The 17,205-nt window shown below is 66.3% G+C and carries 12 protein-coding genes; 11 read left to right on the plus strand and 1 reads right to left on the minus strand.

Annotated features, from left to right (window positions below):
- Positions 1–31: 31 nt before the first annotated feature.
- Entirely contained in the window at positions 32–2,575 is a 2,544-nt protein-coding gene (locus tag ACQ3DC_RS08060; RefSeq protein ID WP_321216173.1) for a DEAD/DEAH box helicase, read from the minus strand.
- A gap of 96 nt (positions 2,576–2,671) precedes the next feature.
- On the opposite strand from ACQ3DC_RS08060, the gene ACQ3DC_RS08065 reads away from it, so the two are divergent.
- From ACQ3DC_RS08065 to whiA, 11 genes are all read left to right on the plus strand, one after another.
- A complete protein-coding gene (locus ACQ3DC_RS08065; protein WP_157243221.1) occupies positions 2,672–3,451 on the plus strand; it encodes a trans-aconitate 2-methyltransferase in 780 nt (259 codons plus the stop codon).
- 161 nt (positions 3,452–3,612) lie between these two features.
- The gene (locus tag ACQ3DC_RS08070) at positions 3,613–5,364 is read left to right on the plus strand and encodes an ABC transporter ATP-binding protein (protein WP_197432525.1); all 1,752 of its coding nucleotides are present in this window, start codon (positions 3,613–3,615) and stop codon (positions 5,362–5,364) included.
- The gene (locus ACQ3DC_RS08075; protein ID WP_323057194.1) at positions 5,361–7,175 is read left to right on the plus strand and encodes an ABC transporter ATP-binding protein; all 1,815 of its coding nucleotides are present in this window, start codon (positions 5,361–5,363) and stop codon (positions 7,173–7,175) included. Before ACQ3DC_RS08070 ends, ACQ3DC_RS08075 begins: the two co-directional genes overlap by 4 nt.
- Complete coding sequence (locus ACQ3DC_RS08080) at positions 7,175–7,552, plus strand: GntR family transcriptional regulator (RefSeq protein ID WP_157242372.1); 378 nt, start codon at positions 7,175–7,177, stop codon at positions 7,550–7,552. Before ACQ3DC_RS08075 ends, ACQ3DC_RS08080 begins: the two co-directional genes overlap by 1 nt.
- Before the next feature lie 47 nt (positions 7,553–7,599).
- On the plus strand, positions 7,600–10,521 hold the full coding sequence (gene uvrA / locus ACQ3DC_RS08085) for an excinuclease ABC subunit UvrA (RefSeq protein ID WP_321216176.1): 2,922 nt from the start codon (positions 7,600–7,602) through the stop codon (positions 10,519–10,521).
- Positions 10,522–10,613: 92 nt separating this feature from the next.
- Positions 10,614–11,330 (plus strand): HAD hydrolase-like protein, encoded by a 717-nt coding sequence (locus tag ACQ3DC_RS08090; RefSeq protein ID WP_430751966.1) that lies wholly within the window; start codon positions 10,614–10,616, stop codon positions 11,328–11,330.
- The gene (locus tag ACQ3DC_RS08095; protein ID WP_321216178.1) at positions 11,317–11,985 is read left to right on the plus strand and encodes a lysophospholipid acyltransferase family protein; all 669 of its coding nucleotides are present in this window, start codon (positions 11,317–11,319) and stop codon (positions 11,983–11,985) included. Before ACQ3DC_RS08090 ends, ACQ3DC_RS08095 begins: the two co-directional genes overlap by 14 nt.
- 80 nt (positions 11,986–12,065) lie before the next feature.
- Positions 12,066–14,090, plus strand: a complete 2,025-nt coding sequence (gene uvrC, locus ACQ3DC_RS08100) for an excinuclease ABC subunit UvrC (RefSeq protein ID WP_430751967.1) — start codon at positions 12,066–12,068, stop codon at positions 14,088–14,090.
- Positions 14,091–14,180: 90 nt separating this feature from the next.
- Positions 14,181–15,104 carry an RNase adapter RapZ gene (gene rapZ / locus ACQ3DC_RS08105; protein ID WP_157242370.1) on the plus strand — a complete coding sequence of 308 codons (924 nt, stop codon included), beginning with the start codon at positions 14,181–14,183 and terminating at the stop codon, positions 15,102–15,104.
- Positions 15,104–16,120 carry a gluconeogenesis factor YvcK family protein gene (locus ACQ3DC_RS08110; RefSeq protein WP_321216180.1) on the plus strand — a complete coding sequence of 339 codons (1,017 nt, stop codon included), beginning with the start codon at positions 15,104–15,106 and terminating at the stop codon, positions 16,118–16,120. The genes rapZ and ACQ3DC_RS08110 overlap by 1 nt, the downstream gene beginning before the upstream one ends.
- A gap of 9 nt (positions 16,121–16,129) precedes the next feature.
- Positions 16,130–17,110: a DNA-binding protein WhiA gene (whiA, locus tag ACQ3DC_RS08115; protein WP_015937022.1), complete on the plus strand. Its 981-nt coding sequence runs from the start codon at positions 16,130–16,132 to the stop codon at positions 17,108–17,110.
- Positions 17,111–17,205: the final 95 nt, after the last annotated feature.

Below are 17,205 nucleotides of genomic sequence, written 5' to 3' on the forward strand. Positions count from 1 at the left end.
ACCGCCGGCACCCGGCAGGCGCTGGCAGCGTTTAGAGCCGGTTGACCTCAGTCACCCTGATCACAGCCGTTCCGGTTTCGTCTGAGGCAGCCAGGTCCACCTCGGCGGAAATCCCCCAGTCATGGTTGCCGGCGGGATCGTCGAAGATCTGCCGGACCTTCCACCGGTCCTTTTCCTCCGTGATGATGAGCAGGGCCGGTCCCCGGGCGTCCGGCCCGGTCCCGATGTCGTCGTGTTCGTCAAAGTAGTCGTCCAGGGCGTCTTCCCAGCGCTCGGCGCCCCAGCCGGCTGCGGCGTCGAGTTCCCCCAGCGCGGCCGCGTCCTCGTCGGCGAACAGCTCAACGCGGCGGAACAGTTCGTTGCGCACCATCACCCGGAAGGCCCGGATGTTGGACGTGAGCGACGGCGGGGGCGGCGGCGGCGCGTCGTGCGGTGTCGGGGCGGCGCCCGAGGCCAGCTCCTCCCATTCGTCCAGGAGGCTGGAGTCCACCTGGCGGACCAGCTCGCCGAGCCAGGCAACCAGGTCCTCCAAATCCTCGCGCAGCATGTCCTGGGGAACGGTCTGCCGCAGGGCCTTGAAGGCGTCCGCGAGGTAGCGCAGGACTATCCCCTCCGAACGGGCCAGCCCGTAGAACTGCACGAACTCGCCAAAGTTCATGGCACGCTCGTACATGTCCCGGACCACGGACTTGGGGGCAAGCTCGAAATCGCCCACCCAGGGCGCGGCCTTCCGGTACACCTCGAAGGCTTCCCCGAGAATCTCCGCCAAGGGCTGGGGGTAGGACACTTCCTCGAGCATGGCCATCCGCTGGTCGTACTCGATGCCGTCGGCCTTCATGGCGGCCACCGCCTCGCCGCGGGCCTTCTTTTGCTGGGCGGACAGGATCTGCCGCGGCTTCTCCAGGGTCGCCTCGATCACGGACACCACGTCCAGGGCGTACGACGGCGACTCCGGGTCCAGGAGTTCAAGTGCGGCCAGTGCGAAGGGGGACAGCGGTTGGTTGAGTGCGAAGTTCGGCTGGAGGTGGACAGTCAGCCGGACGGTCCGGCCGTCGGGTCCCTGCTCTTCCGCAGGGATCCGCTCCACCACCTCGGCCGCGAGCAGTTCGCGGTAGATGCCCAGTGCCTTTTTCATGAGCTGCAGCTGGGAGGACCGGGTCTCGTGGTTTTCCGTCAGGAGGCGTCGGGCCGCCGCAAACGGGTCCCCGGGCCGTTCCATCAGGTTCATCAACATTGCGTGCGTCACCGTGAAGCTTGACGTCAACGGGTCCGGCACCGATTCGACGAGCCGCTTGAACGTGGGCTCGCCCCAGCTGACGAACCCCTCCGGCGGCTTCTTTTTCACCACCTGGCGCAGCTTCTTCTGGTCGTCACCGAATTTGGCCACGGCCTTGGCCATTGCCTTGACGTTCTCCGTCACGTGTTCGGGTGCCTGGACCACCACGGTCCCGGCGGTGTCGTAACCTGCCCGCCCGGCCCGGCCCGCAATCTGGTGGAACTCACGGGAGTTAAGCAGCCGGGTGCGGACGCCGTCGTACTTGCTCAGTGCCGTGAGCAGGACAGTGCGGATGGGCACGTTGATTCCCACGCCCAGGGTGTCGGTGCCGCAGATGACCTTCAGCAGCCCCGCCTGGGCCAGCTGCTCCACCAGCCGCCTGTACTTCGGCAGCATGCCCGCATGGTGCACGCCAATGCCGTGGCGGACCAGCCGGTTCAGGGTCTTGCCGAAACCGGCGGCGAACCGGAAGTTGGCGATCAGCTCTGCGATCTTGTCCTTCTCCTCGCGGGTGCAGACGTTGATGCTCATCAGCGTCTGTGCGCGGTCAATTGCCTCGACCTGGCTGAAGTGCACCACGTAGACCGGCACCTGCCTGGTGGAGAGCAGCTCCTCCAGCGTCTCGTGCACGGGGGTCTCGTGGTAGTAGTAATGCAGCGGAATGGGCCGTTCCGCGGAGCTCACCGTGGTGGTGGCGCGGCCCGTCAACGTTGTCAGGCCTTCCTCGAACCGGCTGACGTCCCCCAGCGTGGCGGACATCAGGAGGAACTGGGCCTGGGGGAGTTCCAGCAGGGGAACCTGCCACGCCCAGCCGCGCTGCGGGTCCGAGTAGAAATGGAACTCGTCCATGATCACCGTGCCGAGTTCCGCGGCTGCGCCTTCACGGAGAGCGGTGTTGGCCAGGATCTCGGCCGTGCAGCAGATGATGGGCGCATCCTGGTTCACGCCGGAATCGCCCGTGATCATTCCCACGTTCTCGGCGCCGAAAATATCGCACAGGGCAAAGAACTTCTCGGAGACCAGCGCCTTGATCGGCGCGGTGTAGTAGCTCCGCTGGCCCTGGGCCATGGCCTGGAAGTGGGCGGCGATGGCCACGAGGGATTTTCCGGACCCGGTGGGGGTGGCCAGGATGACGTTGGACCCCGTGGCCAGCTCCATAATGGCTTCGTCCTGTGCGGGATACAGGGCCAGTCCGCGGCTTTCCGTCCACTCAACGAACCGCGTGTAGAGGTCGTCGGGATCCACACCCACAGTACGGACGGAGGCGGGCAGATGGGGCAGCTGGTCAACGAGTTTCATTGATTGCCAGCTTAGTGCCCTGCCGTGCCCGGGATTCCGCCCCGCCCGGGTTAAGCTTCGCGATACAGAAGACGGCACCAGAATGCGGAGATGGATATGAAGTGGGATCCGGCGAAATATGTCCAGTTCGGAGACTACCGGGACCGGCCCTTTTTCGACCTGACCGGCAGGGTCCGGGCGGACCGGCCCGTCCAGGTGGTGGACCTTGGCTGCGGGCCCGGGAACCTGACCGCCACGCTCGCGGACCGCTGGCCCGGTTCCGACGTGGTTGGCCTTGACTCATCGGAAGAGATGCTCGCCAAAGCCGCCGGACGGGCGGAAAGGAACCCGTCCCTGCGCTTCGAACTGGCCGACATTTCGGAGTGGAAACCCTCCGGGCAGACCGACGTTGTGGTCAGCAATGCGGCCCTGCAGTGGGTGCCGGGCCACCAGGACATGATGCGGACCTGGCTGGATGCCCTCCGCCCCGGTGCCTGGTTCGCGCTCCAGGTCCCGGGGAACTTCAACGCCCCGTCCCATGCGTTGATGCGCGGGCTGGCGGGGTCACAGCGGTGGGTGCGGCAGCTCGGCGGGGTGCTGCAGGGCGGCGAGTCGGTGGGCGAGCCTGCGGACTACCTTCATCTCATGCTCGACGCCGGGTTCTCGGCTGACGCCTGGGAGACGACCTACCTGCAGGTGCTGGCCGGCACGGACGCCGTCCTGGAATGGGTCCGCGGCACAGCGCTCCGCCCCGTCCTTGCCGCCCTTTCCGCGGCGGAGGGGGCGGAATTCGAGTCGGAGTACGCAGCCGTGCTGCGGGAAGCGTATCCAGAAACGGGGCATGGCACCGTCTTTCCCTTTCGAAGGATCTTCGCCGTGGGGTGCAAGAACCGGTGACGAACCGGGCCGCTGGACGCTCTTCACACTCCAGTCACACGCGTGACAACTCCGGAATGTGATCTGGCCTACAATGACGGGGTGGCTGATGGGGGAGAGGCCGCCGCAGGCTGTTCCCTCCGCCGACTGACCCAACTGGAGGTACGTTGCTGATCGGACTGATGAGCCGGCTGCTTGGGGGCCACAAAGCCCATGTGGCTGCCATCGTAGTCCTCCAGCTGGTCCAGGCTGCGGCCACCCTGCTGCTGCCCACGGTCAACGCAGCAATCATCGATGACGGCATCGTTGCCGGAAACCACACAGTCATCCCGCGCCTGGGAATCACCATGGCGGCGCTGGCCGTAATCCAGGCCGTTGCCGCCATCGCCGCGGGGTACCTCGCCGCTGTGGCGGCCATGAGGATCGGGCACCAGCTGCGGGCGGAGATCTTCACCAAGATCCAGTCATTGTCCTCCCGGGAGGTGGCGGCCTTCGGAACCCAGAGCCTGGCCACCCGGGCCACCAACGACACCCAGCAGATCCAGGCGTTCGCGGTCCTCGTGTTCACCATGCTGGTTGCCGGCCCGGCCATGGGCCTGGGCGGCATTGTCCTGGCACTCCAGCAGGACCTGCCGCTGTCCGCGGTTGTGATCGTCATTGTGCCCCTGCTCCTGATCATCATGTACCTCATCGTGGGCCGCCTCATCCCGCTGTACCGCGAAGGGCAGGAACACCTCGACCGTGCAGGGGGCATCCTCCGCGAGCAGATCATGGGCGCCAACGTCATCCGGGCCTTTGTCCGACAGGACCACGAAGTCCGGCGCTTCGCCCGGATCAACAGCATCCTGACGGCCAACAACCTCCAGTCGGCGCTGCTGGTGGCAGGAATGCTGCCTCTGGTCATGCTGGTGGTGAACCTTTCCTCCGTGGCCGTTGTCTGGTTCGGCGGGCAGCGGATCCAGGCCGGACTGATGAACATCGGGGCGTTGGCCGCGTTCATTGCCTACATCCTGCAAATCCTCCTGGCCATCATGATGGCCATGTACGTGCTTATGACGGCGCCCCGGGCTGCAGTGTGCGCGGAGCGCATCGGCGCCGTACTTGATACCGAACCCTCCGTGCGCGACCCGCAGCAACCCAGTCTGTTGCTTCCCGCGCCGGCGGGCGGCGCGCAGCATCCGTCGGCCAGGCAGGGGGTTCTCCAGTTCAAAGGCGTGGGTTTTTCCTATCCCGGAGCGGAGGCCCCCGTCCTCGCGGACATCAGCTTCACAGCCGTTCCGGGCACTACCACCGCCATCGTGGGGTCCACTGGCAGCGGAAAGTCCACGCTGCTGAACCTCATTCCGCGATTCCTCGACCCGACGGCAGGAACCATCACCCTCGACGGCGCGGACATCCGGGAGCTGCGGCTCGACACCCTTCGTGCCGCCATGTCCATAGTCCCCCAGCAGTCCCACCTGTTTTCGGGGACCATCGCGGATAACCTCCGGATGGCAGCACCGGACGCATCGGACGCCGAGCTTTGGCGCGCCCTCGAGACGGCCCAGACCATGCGGTTCATGAGCGTGCTGCCGTTGGGGCTTGCCACCCCCGTTGGCCAGGGCGGGACCAACCTGTCCGGGGGGCAAAGGCAACGTTTGTGCATCACCCGCGCGCTGCTGAGGAAGGTGCCGCTGTACCTTCTTGATGACAGCTTCTCGGCGCTGGACTACGACACGGACGCGAGGTTGAGGCAGGCGTTGGCCGCGGAACTTGCCTCCAGCACAGTGATAGTGGTGGCGGAACGGATTGCCGCAGTGGAAAGCGCAGACCGCATTTTGGTCTTGGACGGCGGGCGCCTGGTGGCGCAGGGGACGCACGCCGAACTGCTTGAGATTTCCCCCACGTACCGGGAGATCGCGGACTCGCAGCTGGCCCTGGAGGGCCGGTCATGACGCTTCCGGCCGTTGCCCCAGGGGTGCCAGGGAGGTTTTGGCCAACAACTGGACGGCTTCTTGGCCTGCTCCTCCCGTTCAGGCGCTTCATGGTGGGCGCCGTGGTGGCTACCTGCACCTTTGCGGGGCTCAACGTGGCCGCGCCGAAATACCTCGGTGACGCCACCGATGTGGTGGTGGACGGCGTCGTGCTGGGATCCCTTGACCAGGGGCGGCTTGGCCTGTTGCTGGCGGGGGTGGCGCTGATGTACGTCTTGGCCTCGCTGTTCAACTGGATCCAGGGAGCGCTGACAGCCCGGTCGGTGCAGGGGCTCATGTACAACTTGCGGGCCTCGCTCGAGGACAAACTCCACCGCCTGCCCTCCACCTATTTCCAGGAACGCTCCCGGGGCGATGTCCTGAGCCGCGCCACCAATGACATCGACAACATCGCCCAGGCCCTGAACCAGCTCCTCACCCAGCTGATCATGTCCTTCCTCATGCTCTGCGGGTCCCTGGCAATGATGCTCTGGATCTCGCCGCTGCTCGCCGCAATTGCGGTGGCGACTGTTCCGCTGTCCACCCTGATCACCGTGCTCGTGGCCCGGCGTTCGCAGGCGCACTTCGCGAGGCAGTGGACCGAAACCGGCCAGTTGAACGCGCACGTGGAGGAGCTCATAACCGGACACGAGGTGATCAAAGCCTTCGGACACCAGGACAAGGCCGCCGAAATATTCGCCGGAAGCAACGGCCGGCTGGCGCGCGCAGCTACCAGGGCCCAGTATTCAGCCGGTGTGGTCCAGCCGCTGATGGTGCTGATGTCCAACCTCAATTACATTGCCGTGGCCGTGGTGGGCGCGCTCCAGGTCCTTGCCGGCGCCATGACCATCGGCGGGATCCAGGCGTTCATCCAGTTCAGCAGGCTCTTTAGCCAGCCGGTGGGCCAAATCGGCGGGATGCTCAACCTCATCCAGTCCTGCGCCGCGTCCGCTGCACGTGTTTTCGACCTCCTGGACACAGAGGAGGATCCCGCGGAGCCGTCCGCGGGATCCACCGCGGCCCTGGCCGGCGGCCGGATCGTCTTTGACGACGTGACTTTCGGATACCCGGAATCAGCCCCGGCGGTGCGCAACCTTTCCTTCTCCGTCGAGCCGGGCCAGACCGTAGCGATTGTGGGGCACACCGGTGCAGGGAAGACCACTGTGGTGAACCTCCTGATGAGGTTCTACGGGCCCGGATCGGGCCGCATAACCATGGGAGGACAGGACATTGCCGGGATTCCCCGGGACCGCCTCCGGGAGCAGTTCGGGGTGGTGCTCCAGGACGCGTGGCTCTTCGCCGGCACCATCAGGGAAAACATTGCCTACGGCCGGCCGGACGCCACGGACGCCTGCATCAGGGCGGCCGCCGAGGCCACTTACGTCGAACGGTTCGTCAGGGCACTGCCCGACGGCTATGACACCGTCCTGGAAAACGGCGGGGAACCCCTCAGCCAGGGCCAACGGCAACTGGTCACCATAGCCCGGGCACAACTGGCCGGCAGGGCTGTCCTGATCCTGGACGAGGCCACCAGCTCGGTTGACTCCCGGACCGAACTCCTCATCCGCCAGGCAATGCAGCGCCTGCGGCAGGGCAGGACGAGCTTCGTGATAGCCCACCGTTTGTCCACCGTCCGCAACGCTGATCTAATTCTGGTCATGGATCACGGCCGCATTGTCGAGCAGGGCACACACCGAAGCCTCCTGTCCGCCAACAGCTACTACGCCCGGCTTCACAACGCTCAATTCTCCGTCCGGCCCGGCCGTGCGGACGCCCTTGAGGCCGGCCTTTGATGCCCGCATCCGGCTTCCCCGGAACATGGAAACCGAACACTGCCAGCTCCGTGGCGCTGTTTGAACAGCTGCGGCTCCAGGTCATCCACCAGGTGGACAACGGAGCCCTCCCGCCGGGGACCCGGCTGCCCGCCGTCAGGGCCCTGGCCGAGCGCCTGGATGTGGCTCCGCATACAGTGGCCCGCGCCTACAAGGAGCTCGAAGCCGCCGGAATCGTTGCCACCCACGGCAGGAACGGGACGACGGTGTGCGCACGTGACGAACGTCTCGGCGGGCTCTCGGCCGCCGCAGCAGCCTACGCTGCCGCGGCCAAAGCGCAGGGCGCCACGTTCGCCGAGGCGGTGAAGCTGCTGGCTGCCGCCTACGACGCCGGCTGACCGCCCCCGCGTGGATGTTCGAAGAAGTTTTCGATTAGCATAGGGGAGTGCCTAAAGCCGTAGCCGAAGAAACAGCCGTCCACCCCGTTTCCGTCGCAGCAGCACCCGCCGCCGCACCACACCGTCCGGACCTCTCCCGCCTGGTCGTCAAGGGCGCGCGGGAGCACAACCTGCGGAATGTGGACCTCGACCTGCCCCGGGATGCGATGATCGTCTTCACCGGGCTGTCAGGATCCGGGAAGTCCTCCCTGGCTTTCGACACCATCTTCGCAGAGGGCCAACGGCGCTACGTGGAATCGCTGTCCGCGTACGCGCGCCAGTTCCTGGGCCAGGTGGACAAGCCGGACGTCGACTTCATTGAGGGACTGTCGCCGGCGGTCTCCATCGACCAGAAGTCCACCAGCAAGAACCCCCGTTCCACGGTGGGCACCATCACCGAAATCTACGACTACATGCGCCTGCTCTGGGCCCGTGTGGGCCGGCCCCACTGCCCCGTGTGCGGCGAGCCGGTGGCCAAGCAGACTCCCCAGCAGATCGTTGACCAGCTGCTGGAGCTTGACCAGGGTACCCGCTTCCAGGTCCTGGCCCCGGTGGTGCGTGGACGCAAGGGCGAATTCGTTGACCTCTTCAAGGAACTGACCGCAAAGGGCTACTCCCGTGCGCGCGTTGACGGGAACCTGGTCCAGCTGAGCGACCCGCCCAAGCTGGGCAAGCAGTTCAAGCACACCATCGAGGTGGTGGTGGACAGGCTGGTGGTCAAGGAAGGCATCAGCCAGCGGCTCACCGACTCCATTGAGACCGCGCTGGGCCTGGCCGAGGGCCGCGTCCTTGCCGAGTTCGTGGACCTTGAAGCGGACGATCCCGGCCGGCTGCGGGCCTTCTCCGAAAACCTGGCCTGCCCCAACGAGCACCCGCTTGCCATCGACGAGATCGAGCCCAGGTCCTTCTCGTTCAACAACCCCTTCGGCGCCTGCGCGGCCTGCAGCGGCATCGGCACCAAGCTGGAGGTGGACGAGGAACTCATCGTTCCCAACCCGGAACTTTCGCTGGCCGAGGGAGCCATCGCCCCGTGGTCGCTTGGCACGGCCACCACTGAGTACTGGAACAGGCTCCTGGAGGGCCTCGCCAAGGAACTCGGCTTCTCCATGGACACGCCGTGGGAGAAGCTGGGCAAGGACGTGCGCCAGACCGTGCTGCACGGCAAGGACCACAAGGTTGTGGTGCAGTACCGCAACCGCTTCGGCCGGGAACGGAAGTACAGTACCGGATTCGAAGGCGCCATCCAGTACGTCCACCGCAAGCACGGCGAAACGGACTCCGACTGGGCCCGCGACCGCTACGAAGAGTACATGCGGCAGATCCCCTGCCCGGCCTGCAACGGGGCGCGCCTCAACCCGGCCTCCCTGTCGGTGCTGATCAACGGCAAGTCCATTGCCGACGTCGCCGCCCTGCCCATGCGTGACTGCGCCGCGTTCCTGAACAACCTTGTCCTGACGGGCCGGGAAGCGCAGATTGCCCACCAGGTGCTCAAGGAGATCCAGGCCCGGCTGACCTTCCTGCTCGACGTCGGGCTGGAATACCTGAACCTTGAGCGTCCGTCCGCCACCCTCTCCGGCGGTGAGGCCCAGCGCATTCGCCTTGCCACCCAGATCGGCTCGGGCCTGGTGGGTGTCCTGTATGTGCTGGACGAACCGTCCATCGGGCTGCACCAGCGCGACAACCGGCGGCTGATCGACACCCTGACCCGGCTCCGCGACATGGGCAATACGCTCATCGTCGTTGAGCACGACGAAGACACCATCCACGTGGCTGACTGGATCGTGGACATCGGACCCGGCGCGGGCGAGCACGGCGGCCAGGTGGTCCACTCCGGCTCCTACAAGGACCTGCTGGAGAACACCGCATCCCTCACCGGCGACTACCTGTCCGGGCGCAAGAAGATCGAAGTCCCGAAGAAACGCCGCAAGTACGACAAAAAGCGTGAGCTGAAGGTGGTGGGCGCGAGGGAGAACAACCTCCTGAACGTGGACGCGGCGTTCCCGCTGGGGCTCTTCACCGCGGTCACCGGGGTGAGCGGCTCCGGCAAGTCCACGCTGGTCAACGAGATCCTCTATAAGGTGCTGGCCAACAAGCTCAACGGCGCCAAGCAGGTAGCCGGCCGGCACAAAACCGTCCAGGGCCTGGAGCACCTGGACAAGGTGGTCCACGTGGACCAGAGCCCTATCGGGCGCACCCCCCGTTCCAACCCCGCCACCTACACGGGGGTGTTCGACAACATCCGCAAGCTGTTCGCGGAAACCACTGAGGCGAAGGTACGCGGGTACCTGCCCGGCCGGTTCTCGTTCAACGTCAAGGGCGGCCGCTGCGAGGCGTGCTCGGGTGACGGAACGCTGAAGATCGAGATGAACTTCCTGCCCGACGTCTACGTCCCCTGCGAGGTGTGCCATGGTGCGCGGTACAACCGGGAGACGCTCGAGGTGCACTACAAGGGCAAGACCATCGCGGACGTGCTGAACATGCCCATCGAGGAAGGCGCCGAGTTTTTCGCTGCCTTCTCGCCCATCGCCCGGCACCTCAACACCCTCGTGGACGTTGGCCTGGGCTACGTCCGCCTGGGCCAGCCGGCCACCACGCTGTCCGGCGGCGAGGCGCAGCGCGTGAAGCTGGCCGCCGAACTCCAGAAGCGGTCCAACGGGCGCAGCGTCTACGTGCTGGACGAGCCCACCACGGGGCTCCACTTCGAGGACATCCGCAAGCTGCTGATGGTCCTGCAGGGGCTGGTGGACAAAGGCAACACCGTGATCACCATCGAACACAACCTGGACGTCATCAAGAGCGCGGACTGGATCGTGGACCTCGGGCCGGACGGCGGTTCCGGCGGCGGCCAGATCGTGGCATCAGGAACGCCGGAGGAGCTGGCCAAGTCCACTGCCAGCCACACAGCCGCGTTCCTCGCTGAAATCCTGTAGAAGCGCGGCGAGGTCTCCTGACGTAATCCAAATGTATGCCGCTGCGCGTATGCGAGTTTCAGGCATGAGTGGTGTCGTGAGAAACTAACCCGGTGACTCAAACAACAGTGCCCGTGATCTTTGACCTGGACGGCACTCTTGTCGATCCGGCCGGGGGAATAACAGACGGAATCTCCTTTGCCCTGAACGCCATGGGGCTTCCCGTTCCCGGGCAGGACCTGCTCCACGCGATGATCGGCCCGAAACTCAGCGATGCCCTGCTGAATGTGGCCAACGTGCCGGCGGACCTGCTGGACGAGGTCATCCGCCTGTACCGCGAGTACTACGTCGCCACCGGGATCGCGCAGGGCCGGATCTACCCGGGCGTCCGTGAAGTCCTGGAGTCCTTCGCAGAAGCCGGGCTTCCGGTGGCTGTTGCCACCCAGAAGCCGCAGCGCCTTGCCCGCACTGTGCTGGCACACCATGGAATCGACGGGTTGTTCCACGGCATCCACGGCTCCGAGGATGACGAAAGCGCGGTGCAGGGGGTTCCGCTCGGCAAGACAGGGATCATCGCCGCTGCATTGAAGGACCTGAACACGCAGCATGCCGTGATGGTGGGGGATCGGGCACAGGATGTTTCAGGGGCCATCGCCAACGGCCTGGACTGCATCGGCGTGGCTTGGGGATTTGCGCCCGACGGCGAGCTGGAGGAGGCCGGTGCGGTGGCCGTGGTGGAAACCGCGGAGGGCCTGGTGGAGCTTCTCCGGCAGATGCAGGCCATCCACTCCGCGGCACTGGGGGAGGTGACCAACGATGGCAATGTTTGATGCTGTCCGCTGGACCACGCGCAGCCTGATCTCGAGCACCTGCCGGCCCACCGTCGTCGGCCTTGAAAACGTTCCTGCCGACGGGCCGTTCATCGTCGCCCCGAACCATCTGTCATTCTTCGACAGCGTGATCGTCCAGGCCCTGATGCCGCGCCCCGTTGCCTTCTTCGCGAAGGCCGAATACTTCACAACCGGAGGCGTCAAGGGCAAGGTCATGAAGGCCTTTTTCGAGTCCGTGGGTTCCATTCCCGTGGAGCGGGGTGAGCAGGCCGCCAGTGTCCAGGCACTCAAGACGCTGCTGGACATCCTGGAATCCGGCAAGGGAATCGGCATCTATCCGGAAGGCACCCGCTCCCGTGACGGCATCCTCTACCGGGGACGCACCGGCGTGGGATGGCTGGCGCTCACCACCGGGGCACCGGTGATTCCCGTTGGACTTATCGGTACGGAAAACCTCCAGCGCGCCGGTGAGAGCGGGGTACGCCCGCAGCATTTCACCATGAAAGTGGGGGAGCCGCTGTACTTCGACAAGACCGGGCCGGACCATTCGCTGCCGGCCCGGCGGGCAGTGACTGACCGCATCATGGACGCCATTGCCGAACTCAGCGGACAGGAACGCTCCACCAGTTACAACCAGAGCAAGGCCACGGAATAACCCCGGTTCCAGCCGGATTTAAGGGCCGCGAGGACCGCCGGGTGGCAAAGGCACCCGGCGCGCCTCAGTAGACTGGATAAGTGGCAAATCCAGCAAGTTACCGGCCCAAGACGGGGGAGATTCCCACCAACCCGGGGGTGTACCGCTTCCGTGATGCGCACGGCCGCGTCATCTATGTCGGCAAGGCCAAGAGCCTCCGTTCCCGCCTGAACTCCTACTTTGCCAACCCTGCCGGCCTGCTGCCCAAGACCTACGCCATGGTCCACGCCGCCAGCAGCGTCGAGTGGACGGTGGTGGGCAGCGAACTCGAGTCGCTGCAGCTGGAATACACCTGGATCAAGGAATTCAAGCCGCGGTTCAACGTGGTGTTCCGTGACGATAAGACCTACCCCTACCTGGCCGTCACTGTCGGCGAGAAGTATCCGCGCGTCCAGGTGATGCGCGGCGACAAGCGGAAGGGCACCCGCTACTTCGGCCCCTACACGGCAGGCGCCATCCGGGAGACCATGGATACCCTGTTGCGAGTCTTTCCGGTCCGCAGCTGCAGCGCCGGGGTGTTCAAGCGCGCCGAGGCCAGCGGCCGGCCCTGCCTCCTGGGCTATATCGATAAATGCTCTGCCCCATGCGTGGGAAGGATCTCCCCGGAAGACCACCGGGCACTCGCTGAGGACTTCTGCGCCTTTATGGGCGGCGAGGCCAGGCGCTTCATCGCGAAGCTGGAAAAGCAGATGGCGGAAGCAGTAGCCGAGCTTGACTACGAGCGTGCTGCCCGGGTCCGCGATGACATCACCGCCTTGCGGAAAGTCTTTGAGCGCAACGCCGTGGTCCTCGCGGAGGACACCGACGCCGACATTTTCGCCCTGCACGAAGACGAACTGGAAGCTGCGGTCCAGGTGTTCCATGTCCGCGGCGGCCGCATCCGCGGCCAGCGTGGCTGGGTAGTTGAAAAGGTGGAGGATTCCACCACCCCGGACCTCGTGGAGCACCTCCTGCAACAGGTGTACGGCGAGGACGGCGATAGCCATGGCAGGCTGCCGCGCGAGGTCCTGGTGCCCGTCGCCCCCAGCAATACCGAGGAACTGGCGCTGTGGCTGGGCGGACTGCGCGGGGCAAAGGTTGATGTCCGGGTCCCGCAGCGCGGGGACAAGGCCGCGTTGATGTCCACGGTGCGCGAAAATGCCGAGCACGCCCTGAAGCTTCACAAGACCCGGCGCGCGGGGGATCTCACCGTGAGGTCGCAGGCATTGCAGGAGCTCCAGGAGGCACTGGACCTGCCGGTGCCGCTGCTGCGGATCGAGTGCTTCGACGTCTCGCACGTCCAGGGCACCAACGTGGTGGCCTCCATGGTGGTGGTGGAGGACGGGCTGCCCAAGAAAGCGGACTACCGGAAATTCTCGGTCACCGGACCGGCAGCGGCGGACGACACCGCCGCGATGCATGACGTCCTCACCCGCCGGTTCCGCCACTACCTGCAGGACAAGTCCGCGCAGGTGGGTGAGGCTGCCCTGGCCGGCGTCCCGGCGGAGGCCGAAGAGGGGCCTGGACAGGAACAGGAAGCGCAGGCCGGCCTGCTGGATACCACCACGCCTGCACCGCGGGCCAGGTTCGCCTACCCGCCCAACCTGGTGGTGGTGGACGGCGGCAAGCCCCAGGTCAATGCCGCAGCCCGTGCCCTCGCCGATCTCGGCATTGACGACGTCTACGTGGTGGGCCTGGCCAAGCGGCTCGAGGAAGTGTGGCTGCCGGACAGCGACTTCCCGGTCATCCTCCCCAGGACGTCCCAGGGGCTGTACCTGCTGCAGCGGATCCGTGACGAAGCCCACCGCTTCGCCATTTCCTTCCACCGGCAAAAGCGGGGGAAGGCCATGACCGTGTCCGCCCTGGATGGTGTACCGGGACTGGGTGCCTCCAAACGGAAAGCCCTGCTGGCCCACTTTGGTTCCGTGAAGGGCGTCAAGGCCGCCTCGGCGGCTGAGCTGTCCCAGGCGAAGGGCATCGGCCCTGCCCTTGCCGGCGCGATCGTGCACCACTTCGCGCCGGACGGACCGGAAGCTGCGGCTGTCCCTGCCATCAACATGACCACCGGCGAAATCATTGAAACTTAGCGGAGTCCCCTGAAACTTGGCTAGGGTAATGAACGGGGTTTCCGCCAACGCGGCAGCCTGCAGGACAACAACAGGAACGGGGCGGACTTAATGGCAGAGACGACGGCGGAATCCGGGGCCGGGGAGGACGGGCTGCAGCCCGTCAAGCCCCTCGAAGCGGAGCTGCTGGTGGTCACCGGAATGTCCGGAGCCGGGCGGAGCACGGCTGCCGATGCGCTGGAGGACCACGGCTGGTATGTCGTGGAGAACCTTCCGCCGCAGATGCTCGGAACCTTGGCCGACCTTGTGTCCCACGCCCCGCAGTCCATTCCGCGGCTGGCGGTGGTCATCGACGTCCGCAGCAAGGGCCTGTTCGCCGACATCCGGGCCGCGCTGGGAGCATTGGCCTCCAGCGGAGTGGCTTTCCGGGTGCTCTTCCTGGACGCCAGCGACAACGTCCTGGTCAGGCGGTTCGAGCAGGGACGCCGGCCGCATCCGCTGCAGGGCGGCGGCCGCATCCTCGACGGCATTGCCGCCGAACGGGAGTTGCTCCAGGAACTGCGCGACAGCTCAGACGTCGTCCTGGACACCTCCGGCTACAACGTCCACGGCCTTGCCACCGCCATCACCGAACTCTTCAGTGAAACGGGGCCCGTGGCCCTGCGGCTGAACGTCATGAGCTTCGGCTTCAAGTACGGCCTGCCCGTTGACGCCAACTACGTTGCGGACGTCCGGTTCATCCCCAACCCGCACTGGGTGCCCCAGCTGCGCCCGCACACCGGGCTGGACAAGGATGTCAGCGACTACGTCCTGGAGGCGGAAGGGGTCAAGAACTTCGTGGACCGCTACGTCATGGCCCTCGAGCCCGTCCTGGACGGTTACCGCCGCGAGAACAAGCACTACGCCACCATCGCCGTGGGCTGCACGGGCGGGAAGCACCGCTCAGTGGCCGTCGCCGTCGAGCTTTCCAAGAAACTGGCACAGTTCCCCAGAGTCACGGTGACCACCACGCACCGGGATCTGGGCCGGGAGTAATGTCGCTTTTCACCGGGGCCCTGCCGCTGGTTCCGCCCGCCGGAGCAGCGGGCGGCCAGCAAAACAAAGGCCCCAAGGTAGTTGCCCTGGGCGGCGGCCACGGCCTGTCGGCGTCGCTGTCCGCGCTGCGCCTCCTCACTTCGGACCTGACGGCGGTGGTGACGGTAGCGGACGACGGCGGCTCGTCCGGGCGCCTGCGCGAGGAGTACGGTGTCCTGCCGCCGGGGGACCTGCGCATGGCGTTGGCCGCCCTGTGTGACGACACTGACTGGGGACGCACCTGGCGGGACGTCATGCAGCACCGGTTCCGTCCCGGCAAGGGCCCGGGCGGCTCCCTGGACGAACATGCCATGGGCAACCTGCTGATCGTCACCCTCTGGGAACTGCTGGGCGACGCCGTCGCCGGGCTCAAGTGGGCAGGCGCGCTCCTTGGAGCACGCGGCCAGGTCCTGCCCATGTCCACCGTGCCGCTCACCATCGAAGGTGACGTCCGGATCACCGCCCCTGACGGCGGCTCCGCCCTGCACACCATCCGGGGCCAGGCGCGCTGCGCGGTAGCGGGATCCCTGGAGGAGGTGCGGCTCCTGCCCGGAGCCGCCCCCGCCTGCGTTGAGGCACTTACCGCGATCGAGCTCGCGGACTGGGTCATCCTGGGGCCCGGCTCCTGGTACACCTCCGTGCTGCCGCACCTCCTCCTGCCCGAGATGCGGGAGGCACTGTGCCAGACGCCGGCGAAGCGCTGCCTCACCATGAACCTGGCCACGGATACCAAGGAAACGTCCGGCATGACCGCCGCGGACCACCTTGACGTGCTGCGAAGATATGCCCCCGGGTTCAGCGTGGACGTTGTCCTGGCAGATCCCGCCTCCGTCCCTGACCGGCAGGAGTTCGAGAAAGCCGCCGGGATGATCGGCGCCGAGGTGGTCTTGGGTAAAGTAGGGGCGTCGGGCCGCCGTCCCGTCCACGACCCCCTGCGTCTGGCGACGGCGTACCACGACGTTTTTGGGAACAGTTAGGAAGGTGCCATGGCACTGACAGCATCGGTCAAAGAAGAACTGTCCCGTCTGGACATCAAAAAATCATCAGTACGCAAGGCCGAGGTATCCGCCATGCTCCGCTTCGCGGGCGGGCTGCACATCATCTCCGGCCGGATCGTCATCGAGGCCGAGGTGGACCTGGCGTCCACCGCGCGGCGCCTCCGGGCAGCGATCGCCGAAGTGTACGGCCACCAGAGCGAAATCATCGTCGTTTCTGCCGGGGGACTGCGGCGCGCCAGCCGCTACGTGGTCCGGGTGGTGCGTGACGGCGAGGCGCTGGCCCGCCAGACAGGCCTCCTCGACGGCCGCGGCCGCCCCGTGCGCGGGCTGCCGTCCGCCGTCGTCAACGGCTCAGCGGCCGACGCCGAAGCGGTGTGGCGAGGGGCTTTCCTGGCGCACGGCTCGCTGACCGAGCCGGGGCGCTCATCGTCGCTGGAAGTCACCTGCCCCGGACCGGAATCGGCCCTGGCGCTCGTGGGGGCGGCGCGCCGGCTGGACATCCAGGCCAAGGCCCGCGAAGTCCGCGGCGTGGACCGGGTGGTCATCCGGGACGGCGACACCATTGCGGCGCTGCTGACCCGCATGGGTGCCCATGACGCCCTGATGGTGTGGGAGGAACGGCGGATGCGCAAGGAGGTGCGTGCCACCGCCAACCGCCTGGCCAACTTCGACGACGCCAACCTGCGCCGCTCCGCCCAGGCCGCCGTGGCAGCAGGGGCGCGCGTGGACCGGGCCCTGGAAATCCTCGGCGACGACGTGCCGGACCACCTGAAGTACGCCGGCGAACTGCGGGTGGCGCACAAGCAGGCCAGCCTGGACGAGCTCGGCCGCCTGGCGGACCCGGTGATGACCAAGGACGCGATTGCCGGAAGGATCCGCCGGTTGCTGGCCATGGCGGACAAACGTGCGCTGGACCTGGGCATCCCCGGGACGGACGCCAATGTGACGCCTGAAATGCTGGACGAGTGACAGCCCCATAGAATCAAAAAGATTCCGGGCGCCAGCCGCCCGGATGCATAATCCGAGAGTTACCAACCGGACCGAATGTCCACGATATTGGAGGA

The sequence above is a fragment of the Paenarthrobacter sp. NEAU-H11 genome (assembly GCF_050573415.1).
GTDB lineage: Bacteria > Actinomycetota > Actinomycetes > Actinomycetales > Micrococcaceae > Arthrobacter.